This is a genomic window from Lentzea sp. CA-135723, assembly GCF_050936595.1.
In the GTDB taxonomy this organism is placed as follows: Bacteria; Actinomycetota; Actinomycetes; order Mycobacteriales; family Pseudonocardiaceae; genus Lentzea.
Genome location: NZ_JBNJMK010000001.1, coordinates 4,286,285 through 4,298,927, shown reverse-complemented (window position 1 = coordinate 4,298,927; position 12,643 = coordinate 4,286,285). Strand labels below are relative to the sequence as shown.

12 protein-coding genes are annotated in these 12,643 nt (G+C 67.2%); 9 read left to right on the top strand and 3 right to left on the bottom strand.

Annotation, left to right across the window (positions count from 1 at the left end; genetic code table 11):
• Window positions 1–9 precede the first annotated feature (9 nt).
• Window positions 10–1,668: a tannase/feruloyl esterase family alpha/beta hydrolase gene (locus ACQEU1_RS19190; RefSeq protein WP_433203232.1), complete on the bottom strand. Its 1,659-nt coding sequence runs from the start codon at window positions 1,666–1,668 to the stop codon at window positions 10–12.
• 153 nt (window positions 1,669–1,821) lie between these two features.
• On the opposite strand from ACQEU1_RS19190, the gene ACQEU1_RS19185 reads away from it, so the two are divergent.
• The 3 genes from ACQEU1_RS19185 (at window position 1,822) to ACQEU1_RS19175 (ending at window position 4,677) form a co-directional block, all read left to right on the top strand.
• The gene (locus ACQEU1_RS19185) at window positions 1,822–3,357 is read left to right on the top strand and encodes a GMC family oxidoreductase (RefSeq protein WP_433203229.1); all 1,536 of its coding nucleotides are present in this window, start codon (window positions 1,822–1,824) and stop codon (window positions 3,355–3,357) included.
• Window positions 3,358–3,623: 266 nt separating this feature from the next.
• Window positions 3,624–3,764: a hypothetical protein gene (locus tag ACQEU1_RS19180; RefSeq protein WP_433203226.1), complete on the top strand. Its 141-nt coding sequence runs from the start codon at window positions 3,624–3,626 to the stop codon at window positions 3,762–3,764.
• Between the two features lie 262 nt (window positions 3,765–4,026).
• A complete protein-coding gene (locus ACQEU1_RS19175; RefSeq protein ID WP_433203223.1) occupies window positions 4,027–4,677 on the top strand; it encodes a hypothetical protein in 651 nt (216 codons plus the stop codon).
• A 50-nt stretch (window positions 4,678–4,727) separates the two neighbouring features.
• Here ACQEU1_RS19175 and ACQEU1_RS19170 read toward each other — a convergent pair whose 3' ends face one another.
• Complete coding sequence (locus ACQEU1_RS19170) at window positions 4,728–6,266, bottom strand: hypothetical protein (RefSeq protein WP_433203220.1); 1,539 nt, start codon at window positions 6,264–6,266, stop codon at window positions 4,728–4,730.
• A 381-nt stretch (window positions 6,267–6,647) separates the two neighbouring features.
• Here ACQEU1_RS19170 and ACQEU1_RS19165 point away from each other — a divergent pair, with 381 nt between their 5' ends.
• A complete protein-coding gene (locus ACQEU1_RS19165) occupies window positions 6,648–7,649 on the top strand; it encodes a hypothetical protein (protein ID WP_433203217.1) in 1,002 nt (333 codons plus the stop codon).
• A 406-nt stretch (window positions 7,650–8,055) separates the two neighbouring features.
• Here the strand turns inward: ACQEU1_RS19165 and ACQEU1_RS19160 are convergent, their stop codons facing one another.
• Window positions 8,056–8,289 (bottom strand): sigma factor, encoded by a 234-nt coding sequence (locus ACQEU1_RS19160; RefSeq protein WP_433203214.1) that lies wholly within the window; start codon window positions 8,287–8,289, stop codon window positions 8,056–8,058.
• A 120-nt stretch (window positions 8,290–8,409) separates the two neighbouring features.
• On the opposite strand from ACQEU1_RS19160, the gene ACQEU1_RS19155 reads away from it, so the two are divergent.
• The 5 genes from ACQEU1_RS19155 to ACQEU1_RS19135 all read left to right on the top strand — a co-directional run bounded on the left by ACQEU1_RS19155 (window position 8,410) and on the right by ACQEU1_RS19135 (window position 12,571).
• Window positions 8,410–8,748 carry a YciI family protein gene (locus tag ACQEU1_RS19155; RefSeq protein ID WP_433211585.1) on the top strand — a complete coding sequence of 113 codons (339 nt, stop codon included), beginning with the start codon at window positions 8,410–8,412 and terminating at the stop codon, window positions 8,746–8,748.
• Window positions 8,745–9,962: an RNA polymerase sigma factor gene (locus tag ACQEU1_RS19150; protein ID WP_433203211.1), complete on the top strand. Its 1,218-nt coding sequence runs from the start codon at window positions 8,745–8,747 to the stop codon at window positions 9,960–9,962. The genes ACQEU1_RS19155 and ACQEU1_RS19150 overlap by 4 nt, the downstream gene beginning before the upstream one ends.
• A 97-nt stretch (window positions 9,963–10,059) precedes the next feature.
• On the top strand, window positions 10,060–10,911 hold the full coding sequence (locus ACQEU1_RS19145) for an SAM-dependent methyltransferase (protein ID WP_433203208.1): 852 nt from the start codon (window positions 10,060–10,062) through the stop codon (window positions 10,909–10,911).
• On the top strand, window positions 10,908–11,801 hold the full coding sequence (locus ACQEU1_RS19140; RefSeq protein ID WP_433203205.1) for an ABC transporter ATP-binding protein: 894 nt from the start codon (window positions 10,908–10,910) through the stop codon (window positions 11,799–11,801). Before ACQEU1_RS19145 ends, ACQEU1_RS19140 begins: the two co-directional genes overlap by 4 nt.
• Window positions 11,798–12,571: an ABC transporter permease gene (locus tag ACQEU1_RS19135; RefSeq protein WP_433203202.1), complete on the top strand. Its 774-nt coding sequence runs from the start codon at window positions 11,798–11,800 to the stop codon at window positions 12,569–12,571. Before ACQEU1_RS19140 ends, ACQEU1_RS19135 begins: the two co-directional genes overlap by 4 nt.
• The last annotated feature ends 72 nt before the right edge of the window (window positions 12,572–12,643 follow it).

The window sequence follows — 12,643 nt, the reverse complement described above, 5'->3', positions numbered from 1 at the left end:
CGCGGAAGGCTAGATGTGAGAGGGGTAGAAGTTCGCCGCGTCGTTCGGGTCGCCGCTGCCCTGGTAACGCGGAATCAGCGGATAGGGGTAGGCGGGCCGGGTGGCGACGACCTCACCCGCGTCCGGGTCGAACCGTTCGGCGATGATCGAGTCGGGTGCCGTGCCGTTCTCGACCCAGTTCATGAGGGCAGCCATGCCGCCGGCGATCGTCAGGCCCGGTCCGGGGCCCGCGCAGTTGCTGTGCACATCGCCCTCGACGACGAAGAGCCGCGCGAACGACGCGGTCTCCTCGCTGCCGCCGATGGTCTCGACGACCCTCCGGTAGTAGTCGATCGACCCCTCGACGAAGATCAACTCGTCGACGGCGCCGTGCGAGAGGATCAGTTTCGCGCCGTGGTCGCGCAGTCCCGACAGGTCGGGGTCGTCCGTGTCGACCTCGGAGAGTTCGCGGACTCCGCGGTCGAAGATCTCCTCGAACGTCTCGAACGTGACCGTGCGCCAGTCCAGCTTCGGATCGCCGGTGGCCCACCGAAGCCACGACTCCCCGATGCCGAACGGAACGGGGACGAGTTCGCCGTCGACTTCGCGGGTCAGGCACAGCCCGTGGTGGTAGGCGTTGTTGCCCCAACTCTCCGAACCGGGACGCAGTCCGGCCCACAGGCGTTCCCCGGTGGTCCTCCTGGGGCCGTCCCAGATCTTGCGCATCACCTCGGCGTCGGCCTCGGTGATCACGCCGCTGCCGGTGGAGGTGCCGACGAGCAGCGCGGGATCGAACTCGTGCGAGTCGAACGCTCCGATGATCCCGTCCCTCAACCCGTCCACCGCGCCGTCGCAGGCTTCGACGGCCGCGACGCGGAACGCCTCGAGCTTGGCCGGGGGCAGCGCGTTGCGGTGCTCCTTCATGACCAACGCCGGCCAGAACAGCGCCGGCACGAACCTCGACCAGTTGATGGAGGGATTGGCCGACCAGAGACCGTCGTAGTCGCCCGGATACCGCTGCGCCTGCGCCATGGCCTGGCGTCCGCCGCCGGAGCAGCCCTGGAAGTAGGAGTACTTCGGGGCCTCGCCGTGGATCGCCTCGGTGACCGCCTTGCCGACGAGGGTCATGTCGTGCGTGCCGCGGTAGAGCCAGTCGCGCATCAGCTCACGGTCGAGTTCGCCGGACTCTCCGACGAAAGGCCAGTCCGCGTACCGCGGGTCCCGGTTGCCGCTGTCGGTGGTCGCCGTCGCGAAGCCGTTGCGGATCGCGCCCGGCATCAGCAGGACGCGGTCGTGGGAGAAGAAGAACCACGGTGGATCGGTGCGGCTTCCAGCGCCGCCGAGCCCCAGGAACCGGCGGTTCCACCGCAGTGGCACCCAGACGGTGATCTCGGCGACGTGGCCGGCCGGTGTGGTGTGGCGGACCAGGACGTCGCAGAAGTCCGGGAGGCCGCTGAACAACGGAGGGTCGGGCAGGTCGACCCCGGGCGGCGCCTCCCAGGTCGGCTTCGGCGGCTGGTATCCGCCGGTGCGGTTCACCGTCGCCGAGATCACCTCGATCCCGTCGAGGTGGGTGAGCGACGCCTGGATGACTTCGACGCGACACCGTTCCGTCGCCGAGGCGTTCGCCGGCGCGTCGAAGGCGACCCACGTGTCCAGACCCGTTGGTGCGATTGTCACTTCGGTCATCTCGACCCACTCCTCCTGCGTTTAACGCATGCCGTGATGTGTTAAGTTCACCCTAGCACGGATAGCGCAGCGCGAGATGCGTTAAGCGTGGACCGTGTGCGATCTTGCCTGAGCGGCAGGAAATTTGATCCAGTTCAAGCGCTGAGGAAGCTCATGACTTTTGTCGACGACGTCTACGACTACATCGTGCTGGGCAGCGGAAGCGCCGGGTGCGTGCTCGCGGCGAGACTGAGCGAGAATCCGCGCACGCGCGTATTGCTGGTGGAGCGCGGCGGGGTGATGTCCGCGGTGACCGGGATTCCCGCTGCCTGGCCGACCTTGTTCGACAGTGCGGAGAGCTGGCCGGGTGACACGGTCGCGCAGGAGGCGACCGGAACCGCGGTGCGATGGCCGCGTGGACGGGGACTGGGCGGCTCATCGGGCATCAACGGGATGGTGTTCATCCGCGGCCACGTCTCCAGCTACGACCAGTGGGCTGAGCTCGGCGCGAAGGGCTGGGCCTACGACGACCTGCTTCCCTTCTTCCGGAAAGCGGAAAGCGCTTCCCGGAGCGAGTCCGCCCTGCGGGGCGACTCGGGCCCGATGATCGTGGCGCCTTCGTCACCAGGCCATCCGATCGCACGGGCGGGCCTGGCCGCGGCGGAGGAACTCGGCTATCCCGTGGCAGCGGACATCAGCAGCGGCGTCGAAGCCGGGTTCGGGATGCCCGACACGAACATCGTGAACGGCGAGAGGCAGAGCGCGATGGACGCGTACCTGGCGCCCGCCCTCAACCGAGAGAACCTGGACGTGGTCACCGATGCGCTGGTGCACAGGGTGATCGTGCACGAAGGCCGGGCTGTCGGCGTCGAGTTCTCCGTCGGGACCGAGTTGTTCGAGGTGGCCTGCGCGGAGGAGATCGTGCTGACCGCGGGGACGATCGGGTCGGCGGAGATCCTCTTGCGTTCGGGGATCGGGCCCATGCAGCAGTTGGAGGACCTCGGCATCGAGACCGTCGTCGACCTCCCCGGTGTGGGGGAGAACCTGCACGACCACCCCATGAGCGGTGTCACCTACCGCTCGTCCGAATCGTTGCCGCCCAGCGTCAACAACCACGCCGAGGCGTTCGGACTGCTCGCCGGCGACGGTGGGGAGTCGCCGGACCTCCACTTCATCATGGCGTCGGTGCCGTACCACCTGGCGGCTCAGCAGGGACCCGGAAGCCCGGACCGGGGCTACACGATCGCGGTCGGGTTGATGAAGCCGCGCAGTCGCGGCGTGCTTCGCCTTGCCGGCAAGGACCCCGAGACGCCCTCACTGGTCGACCCCCGGTACCTGACGGATCCACGGGACCGCGAGGTGTTGAAGGCCGGACTGCGCATCGCGCGCCGGCTCGGTGCGGCGGAGGCGTTCCGGGCGTGGCGCGCCGAGGAGGTGCTGCCCGGACCGTTCGTCGACGACGACCTCGACGAGTACCTCCGCGAGAGTCTCATGAGCTACTTCCACTACGTCGGAACCTGCCGCATGGGGACCGATGAGATGGCGGTGGTGGACACCGATCTGCGCGTGCGTGGTGTGGTCGGGCTTCGGGTCGCGGACGCGTCGGTCATGCCGTCCGTCCCGTCCGCCAACACCTACGCCACAGTGCTGGCGATCGCGGAACGCGCGGCAGCACTCATCGCCGCCGACGGCGCGGTTTCGAATTCGTAGGTCTCGGCGATCCGAATGTGGACCGATCGTTCGTGGGTGCCAGAGGTTCAGGCGGGATGCGGAACACTCCCTTCCGGCGCTAGCCGCGCCCGATGCCGAGAGGCGCAGCATTGACGGCTGGGTGAACGAGGGCACGCTCATCCGCTGACGTCTGCTTCGGTGCCGCGCGCGCGAACAGAGCTCGCGTCAGCCCGTTCCGCGTCACCTGGTCAGCAAGCTGCGTTGCGGATGGTGAGGCAAGACGTGCCTGCCAGATCTTGCAGGCCATGATCAGGCGGTACGCCAGGCTGAAGGCCCGCAAGGACTGCATGGGCGCTGACCCGCTCACAGTCACCTATGGGCGCAAGACCGCCGTGAACCGCCGATTCGTGCGCAACGCCAGGCTGGTCGACTCGCTCATGCGCTGAGCACCTCGCCTGGCGTACGGCCTGCTCACGGCCGCAACGCGCAGGGCAGCGCGCCGCACAACACCGCCCTGCGCCACCTCGCCAACGTCTCGTCGGCATCCTGCCCGGCTGCCTCGCCAACCACACGACCTACGACGAGAACCCGCCTGGCGCACCACCTGGCTGAGGCCGACGGCGTGATCCCGGGGATGTCTCGGGCTCGTCATCGGGCTCCTCGGGCGCCACTTCCGGAGTCCTTCACGACGTCGAGCGGGCGGTCACGATGATCATGGCCGCGGTGGTTGGGCTGACGTTCTTGTTCGGCTTCGGCAACGTGCTCAGCCTTGTGCTGCGGCTCGGAGTTCCGGTGTGGGTCGCTCCGCTCATCGCGCCCGCGGTCGACTTGTCGATCTTGGGTTTGTTGCTTGCGACGAGGTACCTCGCGCTCCATGGCGCGCCCGAGGAGGGACTGCGGCCGCTGCGGAGGTTCACACTCTTTGTGAGCGTCGTGACGTTAGCGCTCAACATCGCGGAACCACTGTTGGCTGGTGACTACGGGAAGGCGGCGTTCGACGCGGTCGGGCTGGTGTTGCTGATCGGCTGGGCGGAGGTGGGGCCCGGCATGCTCCAGTCGCTCGCTCAGGTCACTACTCGCCCGCGAGCTGGCGATAGCCAAATCGCGCAGGATCAAGATGAATTCTGCCCAACACCCGGACAGCGGGAATTGGGTGATTTCGACCGCGCTCGTCGAGTAGACGCTGAACATTGGGCTGTCCACATGCGACCGATCTCTGCCGACACCCTCCGGGGCGAACTGGGCATCGGCATGGATCGTGCACGGGATCTCGTGGCCGCCCTTCGAGCAGAACTAGCCACGCTCGTGGTTGAACGCCTTCGCACGCCGCGAGAGCGTGAGTGGTTGGCTGCGCCGTGATGCCGATCTATGTCGCCGGCACCACGGCGAGGAATGCTCCAGCGAGTCTGTCAGCTACCGAAGATGTCCACTGCCTCGGCGAGTCGTCGACTCAATACAGAACGCTGGTACTTCTGGAAGAAGTAAGACTTGTACTCGATCGCGTCGTTGTCGTTGTGCAGCTGCAGGGCGTACTCCTCTTGGGCAACAGTCAGCGTGGTTGACGACATCAGAGAAAGACTGGCCCTGGCTTTCTGCAGGATGTCAATCGTGCTCGGCTCTGCCACTCGTCGCCCAAGTCCAGGAGACCGGAAGTCCTCGTTGACCTCGTAGACCCTCTGGATGTCGAACTTTCCGGCCCATACCTGATGCCTGTAACGCAAGCTGTCGCCCTTGCGGCCGCTAATGTTGAACGACTTTGTTCCACGTCCTATGAAAGACCTGAGTTGCAGGAAGTACAGACTTGCTTCGTCGGTTGCGGTGCCGATTGCGCGCCGACCGTTAAGCGAGAGGGCTGCCGGGCCAAACACCCAGTCAGGCAGCTTGCTTAGATCGGGTTCGCTCAACGAGCGTCGCCAGTGAGGGTCCGGCACATCGTCGATGAGGTTGTCGAGCAGGATTTTTCCGGACATGTCCTCGATCCGTACGGCGAGTACGTGGCGCGCAGGAGACACCATCGCGACGAGAACGGTCTCTGGATCGTTGACGACCTCTCGGGCCCACAACACATTTACCGCGCGATCGCGCGCCTTGCCGGCGTTCTCGACTCGGTGCCTTGCCGATTCAATGTGTTCCAGGCAGTACCGCCTGCCGTCCGCGGTTGCGGGAAAGGGTGTCGCGGACGTGTCTCCACAGGTGACACAGGTTCGGCGTCGAGCGTTGGCTGCGGCGTTGCGCGGCGCGGTCGGGATCGCCTCCGCGTCGGCGATCGCATAGAGCGCCGGTGGAGTGTTGGAGCTGTCGCGCAGGCTTGCCACGGGCGCCTGGAGAAGGCTAGGGCGCAGTCGCATCAGATTGAGGGTTTGGAGCGTGGCGAGAACATGAGGAGCGAGTTCGGCTTCCGAGTAGAGCGGACGTCCGGCCTCACAGTGCGTGTCCCTGGACGCGGTCGAAGCGATCACCGTAGGGCTCGGCGTGATGCGCCAACGCTGCGCCTCGATCGTCACCACCTGGCCAGCAGGTTTACCCAGAGCGGGCGTGGTGAGAACAACGCGCAGGGCGGGGCTGCTCTCGCGCCACTCGAATCCGAGGACGACGCCGGTCAAGTACTGACTGAAGTCCGGGGAGTGACGATCAAGCGTGACATTCACGCCACTGAGCAACTGCCACCGCTCGGCTGGCTCGCTCAAAACGGAGAACAGGTCGTCTGGGAGCTCGTTGGTGTTGCCCTGCAACACCTTCTCCAACGCGACCGATTGACTTCCCCCGACCGCGGCCCGACGTGCTCGGACTGCGGCCTCCACGATCTGAACCAGTGCAGTGGCTTGCTGGGACGCGGCGTCGCCGTACTGGCCGTTCAGCTTGTCGAGCGCGATTGGATGGCGAAGCCCATCGACGCGAGCGAGGATTCGAGCGCTTCGGCGTCGCGCCGAGCTGCCGTTCTTGGTCATGTTCCTTCGTCCGTTCCGGCCTGACTCTCCCACGCAAGCCCTGCCTCGACGACGAACATGCTTCAGTCGAGTGGTCCAGGTTGCTTGCACGCGGGTCCGAATGGACCTTGGCTGACAGCGTCACCGTTCCGTCGTGGGCCGGGGTGACAGCAGCAGGAGCGTTCGCGTCATGACTCCGGCAAAGAGCATAGTGCACTCGTTGGGCAGAGTGATCATAGGCACGGCAGTTTGTGGTTATCGAGGCTGTCATCGCACGTTCGAATGCCAAGCGGGACTGCCAATGGTAGGGAACGGTGCTTACCTGCGATCTATGTTGGCAGTCTGGTGCCTAGCACCGGTCATCTCCGCCGAGGCTGGCGGCCGCGTGCGATGCTCGGGAGCGTGGACGACCTCTACACCCGCTTCCAGATTGCCCGCCCCGAGTACCTCGGGGACGACCACTGGGCGTGCGTTGAGCGGGAAGCGGACCGACTATGGCGCTCGCTGGCCGCGGATGACGGCGCCCAGGCGCTCAGCGACATCAAGTGCCTGGTGGAAAGCATTTCCCGCATCGTGCTGGAGATCGACGGAAACCCAGCAGCACCGAACATCGCGTTCGACGCGGTCGTCACCCAGGCACACACTCTGCTGACCGGGCAGCCGGGGCGCGAGTTGGCCAATCAGTCTACGTTCGGTCAGCTCGCGACTCAGGCAAGCAAGATCGCGAGGAACCTCGGCAACATCAGGAACGAGTTCGGAGGTGGGCACGGTCGTGCGCGGACACCTGATCTCCGCGACGAGATGGTCGCCCTCGCGCTCGACGGCGGACTGCTCTGGTCCCGATGGGCGTTGCGCCGGCTCGGCTACTTCTCGGAAGGGCGTCCGACTCCACTGATCAACGACCTCGTGACGGGTGAGATCTTTCATGGGGGCACGTTGGAGCGGCGTCTGCTCGCGGCGAATCTCCCGAGATTGGATCCGCGGCATCAACGAAGCATCGGTGTAGCAGTCGGCCAGCGTGTGATGCGAGGGACGTTCGTGGTCCGACGTGATGGGCTGGAGCCGTCTCTGGAGTCCGACGACTTGAGCACCTGGCCTCGGGATTACCGCATCGGCCTCACCTACGGTCTGTGGTTCGATCCCACCGGAGGACTGACGCTTACAGCGCGTTCACTTGAGGACGCGCTTCGGGTGTTGGCGCCTGTGCCGGACTGCGCGGCGGACCTTGCCGATTGGGTGGCGAGGATCGCTGAGCGAAGGTTCCCAGGCGGCCTCAGCGACGAGTTCACGGCTTCATTGGCCGCCGAGCAGTTCGTTCGGCGGTGGACCCCGTTTCGACCTGCTGAGGAGCACCCGGCACTGATGGCACTCGCTGAGCTCGTCAAGCCAGAGCCGCCGTTCTGACAGACCTAACGCGAGGCGTTCTGTCGGTCGCCCGTTGATACCCCGAGCTGTGGGTGGCGGCATGGTTGATGAGGATGACGAGCGGTCCGGGTTGTTCGCGGCATGGCGCGAGGACGTCGACAGCGTTCCGTAGCCGGCGATGCTCGTGTTGGCGGTCGTCGTCATCTGGCGGCTGAAACTTGCTCGGCGACCTCGATCAAACAGCGGATGCCGCAGGACGCCGTCCTGCGGAACCTCGCCAACCGCCTCGTCGGCATCCTCCACGATGCCTCTCCAGTCGAACCTCCTACGACGAGACCATCGCGTGGGCGCACCCGCCGTTGCAGCTTGAGCCCTTATTCCCAGGGATGTCCTCGGGCTCCTCGGGCACCGCTTCCGGGGTCCTTCGGGACGTCGAGCAGCGATTTCAGACTGGCGGCGGTCGAGATGCGGTACAGCCTGTGCAGCAGGGAGCGCCGCCCTCGAACATGCCGAACGACCGCCACACGCGCACGAACGTGTCCTGCAGGGCCTCGTCCGCGTCGGAGTAGGACCCAGGCATCCGGTAGCGGTACAGGTGCAACGCGCGCAGGTGCGGCGTCACCAAAGCGCCGAACGCGTCGTGGCCGCCTGTCTGCGCGGCGGCGAGCAGATCGCTCATGTGGCCACAGCGTGCGGTGAGGTCGACAATTTTCGGCGTGGATGTCGAGAACTGCCCGGCCGCTCCGACCAGAGGCGAGCATCCCGAGGAGATGCCGGTGAGAGGAGCGACGTGAAGTACATGATCATGATGTTCGGCGGGCTCGGTGCCACGCTGGAGAGCCGCTCGCCCGACTGGATCACGGGCATGCAGGAGCACATGATGAAGCTCGACCAGGAGCTGCGCGACTCCGGCGAACTGGTGGCGAGCAGCAAGCTCATCGACCCGAGCCAGGCCACGACCGTGCGCTTCCAGAACGGCGTGACGGTGCCGACGGATGGCCCGTTCGCCGAGATCAAGGAGTCGCTCGCGGGCTACTGGATCATCGACACCACCGAGGAACGGGCACTGGAGGTGGCCTCTCGCGTCGTCGAGTACACCGAGTTCCCGATGGAGGTGCGGCAGGTCATGCACCTGTGACTCCACCCGGCGGCTGGGAGGACCTGCTGCGCACGTTGGTGCCGCAGGTCCTCGCCGCGCTCGTGCACCGGTACGGCCAGTTCGACGCGTGCGAGGACGCCGTGCAGGAGGCGTTGGCCGACGCTGTGCGGCAGTGGCCGGTCGAGGGCGTGCCGGACAACCCGCGGTCGTGGCTGCTGACCGCGGCGGGCCGGTCGCTGGTGGACGGGTGGCGCAGCGAGAGCGCACGCCGGCGCCGTGAGCTGACGGTGGCGGCCTTCCAGCCAGTTGTGGTGCCGGACCAGGATGACACCCTGGCGTTGCTGTTCCTGTGCTGCCATCCCGCGTTGGCGGCGCCTTCGCAGCTCGCGTTGACGTTGCGTGCCGTGGGCGGCCTGACCACCGCCGAGGTCGCGACGGCGTTCCTGGTGCCCGAAACGACGATGGCGCAACGGATCAGCCGTGCCAAGCAGTCGATCCGCGCCGCCGGTGCGCGGTTCGAGCTGCCGGTGGAGGAGGAACGCCGGGGGCGGCTGACGATCGTGCTGCACGTCCTGTACTTGATGTTCAACGAGGGCTACACGAGCAGCGGCCGGGTCGAACTGGCCACCGAGGCGGTCCGTCTGACGCGGCTGCTGCACCGGGTGACGCCGCACGACTGCGAAGTCCGCGGGCTGCTGGCGTTGATGGTGCTGACCGAGGCACGCCGACCGGCGCGGACGGACCGTGCCGGGGCGATCGTGCCGCTGGCCGAGCAGGACCGGAACCTCTGGGACGCCACGATGATCGCCGAGGGCGTGACGCTGCTGGAACGAACGCTCGGCACCGGTCCCATCGGCCCGTACCAGTTGCAGGCCGCCATCGCCGCGGTGCACGACGAGGCGGCCACCGCCGAGGACACCGACTGGCGGCAGATCCTCGCGCTGTACGACGTGCTCGCCCACGTCGCGCCTGGTCCCGTGGTCGCGCTCAGCCGCGCGGTGGCGGTGGCCGAGGTGCACGGTCCCCAGGCGGGACTCGCGATCGTCGCCACGTTGGACGAGGTGCTGGCCCGCAATCACCGCTGGGAAGCGGTCCGCGCGCACCTGCTCGAACGATCGGGAGACCTCGTCGCGGCCGCCGGGTCGTACATCCGCGCGGCGACGATGACGGCGAGCGAACCCGAACAACGCTATCTCGCGACGCGTGCGGCTCTGGTTCGAGAAGCCCTGCTCGCTGACAAGCGGTCGCGCTGAGGCTCTGCCTGCCCGGCACACCTGGCGGTAGGCTCTCCCCCGGTGTGCCGGGAAGCCTGGTCGGCGTGGAGTACGACGCCGTCGACGAGGAGCTTTCATGGACGCCGCAGTCGCGGGCACCGCCGTTGGCCCGATGGTCATCGCCGCTGTCGAACAGTACGAGGCCGAACCCCTGCTGCGAGACGACCTGGCGGCACGCCTGCTGCCGCCGGCCGGGCGTCTGACCGCGGCCGCCGCGCGCTGGCAGCCCGTGCGCGAGGCGCTGGTCCGCGCGACCGAGAAATGGATCCCGGGGTTGTGGGCGTCGATGTTGTGCCGCAAGAGGTACATCGACGACCGTGTCGCGTCCAGCGCGGGAACGGTGGTGGTGCTCGGGGCCGGGTTCGACACCCGAGGCTGCCGTTTCACGGACAGGACCGTGTTCGAGGTCGACCTCGCCGTGAACATCGCCCGCAAACGGAAGCGGGTGGAGGCGGTCCTCGGCGAGGTTCCGCGCGGCCTCACCCTGGTGGCGATCGACTTCGAGCGCCAGCGGATCACGGACGTGTTGGCAGAGAACGGGTTCGTGAGCGACGGACCGGTGTTCTTCGTGTGGGAGGCGGTCACGCAGTACCTCACCGAAGGCGCGGTGCGGGCGACCTTCGAGTTCCTCGCTCAGGCTCCCGCCGGGAGCGAGCTGGTGTTCACGTTCGTGCGCAAGGACTTCATCGAAGGAACGGAGCTGTTCGGCGGAGAGTCCGCCTATCGCGAGTTCGTGGTGAAACGTCCTGTGTGGAAGTTCGGCCTGATGCCCGACGAGGTCGCGACGTTCGTCGCGCCCTACGGGTGGGTCGAGACCGATCAGCTCGGCCCGCACGAGTTCACCGAGCGGTACCTCGAACCCGCCGGCCGGTCGATGCCGGTGTCGGAGATCGAGCGCACGGTGCACTGCGTGAAGGTCGACGCATGAGCGCGATCGAGGCGCGCGGGCTCACCAAGCGGTACGGGGAGTTCACCGCCGTGCACGACGTCTCGCTGAACGTCGAGGCAGGGGAGATCTACGGGCTTCTCGGCCTCAACGGCGCGGGCAAGACGACCACGATCCGCATGATGCTGGGCATGGTCCGGCCCACCCGTGGCAGCGTCACCGTGTTCGGCGAGACGGTCCGGCCGGGCGGCCACGCGATGTGGTCACGGGTCGGCTATCTCGTGGAGACTCCGGCGGCGTACCCGGAGCTCACGGTCGTGGAGAACCTGGAGGTCGCGGCTCGCCTACGTGGGCTGCGCGGCGGGCGGCACGTGGCCGAGGTCGTGGAACGGTTGCGGTTGACCCGGTACGCGAGCAACCGCGCCGGCACGTTGTCGCTGGGTAACGTGCAACGGCTCGGGCTGGCGAAAGCGCTGCTGCACCAACCGGATCTGCTCGTCCTCGACGAACCGGCCAACGGCCTGGATCCCGCCGGAGTGGCCGAGATCCGCGATCTGCTGCTGGAGTTGAGCCGTGGGCGTGGCGTCACCGTTCTGCTGTCCAGTCATGTGCTCGGCGAGGTCGCCCGGCTCGCGGCACGCGTCGGGGTGATCCACGACGGTCGCCTGGTCCGCGAGGTGAGCGCCGAGGATCTTCGGAAGCGGCTGAACCTCTGGGTTCGTGACCCGGTGGCGGCGGAGAATGCGTTGCAGAACAAGGGAATCGCATCGATCCGGCACGAGGACGGCCGACTGGAGATCGCCGATCCAGCTGCCGTGGCGGCACCGGAGTCGGTTGCGGTGTTGCTGGTGCAGGCGGGCTGTCCGCCGTACCGGCTCGTGGTCGAGCAGGACGACCTGGAGACGTTCTTCCTGAGGGTGGTGGAGGCGTGATCGCCGTGATCGCGGTGGAGTTGCTGAAGGCGCGCCGGTCGCGCGTGCCGTGGGTAACCGCGATCGCGTTCACGGTCGTAGCGCTGGTCGGTGGGCTGTTCATGTTCATCCTGCAGGACGTCGACCGTGCCCGGACGATGGGCCTGGTCGGTACCAAGGCGGCGTTGGTGGGAGCCACCGCGGACTGGCCGGCGCACTTTTCGTTCCTCGCGCAGAGCACCGCGGTCGGCGGGATGATCGTGTTCGGTCTGGTGCAGATCTGGATCTTCGGTCGCGAGTTCGCCCGCCACACCGCGAAGGACCTCCTCGCGTTGCCCACCGCACGCGTCACGATCATCGCGGCGAAGTTCGCGGTGGTCGCAGCCTGGTGCCTGGTGCTGGTGGTGCAACTGCTGGTGCTGGGACTGGCGATCGGCGCGGTGCTGGGGTTGCCGGGCTGGTCCGCGGACGTCCTGCTGGCTGGTGTTGTCCGGGTCGTCGGTGTCGCGCTCCTGACGATGCTCCTGACGACACCGATCGCGTTGGTGGCGTGTATGGGACGCGGCTACCTGGCTGGTGTCGGCGCGATGATCGCGGCCGTGTTCTGCGCGCAGATCGTCGCAGCGCTCGGCTACGGCCAGTTCTTCCCGTGGTCGGTGCCGGCGCTGGCGAGCGGGCTCGCGGGCGAACCCGAGTCAGGTCTGCCGGGGATCGTGCTGGTGGTCGTGACCGGGGCGGCGGGAGCGGTGGCGACGGCGTGGTGGTGGCGGCAGGCCGATCACGCGGACTAGCGGCGGCCGAGCAGCCGCAGCACCACCGCGGCCAGCACGAAGACCGCGATGAGGAGCAACGACACCGTCAAG

Coding starts and splice junctions, on each gene's coding strand:
- ACQEU1_RS19190 (WP_433203232.1), bottom strand. CDS start 1,668: ATGACCGAAGTGACAATCGCACCAACGGGTCTGGACACGTGGGTCGCC.
- ACQEU1_RS19185 (WP_433203229.1), top strand. CDS start 1,822: ATGACTTTTGTCGACGACGTCTACGACTACATCGTGCTGGGCAGCGGA.
- ACQEU1_RS19175 (WP_433203223.1), top strand. CDS start 4,027: ATGATCATGGCCGCGGTGGTTGGGCTGACGTTCTTGTTCGGCTTCGGC.
- ACQEU1_RS19170 (WP_433203220.1), bottom strand. CDS start 6,266: ATGACCAAGAACGGCAGCTCGGCGCGACGCCGAAGCGCTCGAATCCTC.
- ACQEU1_RS19155 (WP_433211585.1), top strand. CDS start 8,410: ATGATCATGATGTTCGGCGGGCTCGGTGCCACGCTGGAGAGCCGCTCG.
- ACQEU1_RS19160 (WP_433203214.1), bottom strand. CDS start 8,289: ATGAGCGATCTGCTCGCCGCCGCGCAGACAGGCGGCCACGACGCGTTC.
- ACQEU1_RS19180 (WP_433203226.1), top strand. CDS start 3,624: ATGATCAGGCGGTACGCCAGGCTGAAGGCCCGCAAGGACTGCATGGGC.
- ACQEU1_RS19140 (WP_433203205.1), top strand. CDS start 10,908: ATGAGCGCGATCGAGGCGCGCGGGCTCACCAAGCGGTACGGGGAGTTC.
- ACQEU1_RS19145 (WP_433203208.1), top strand. CDS start 10,060: ATGGACGCCGCAGTCGCGGGCACCGCCGTTGGCCCGATGGTCATCGCC.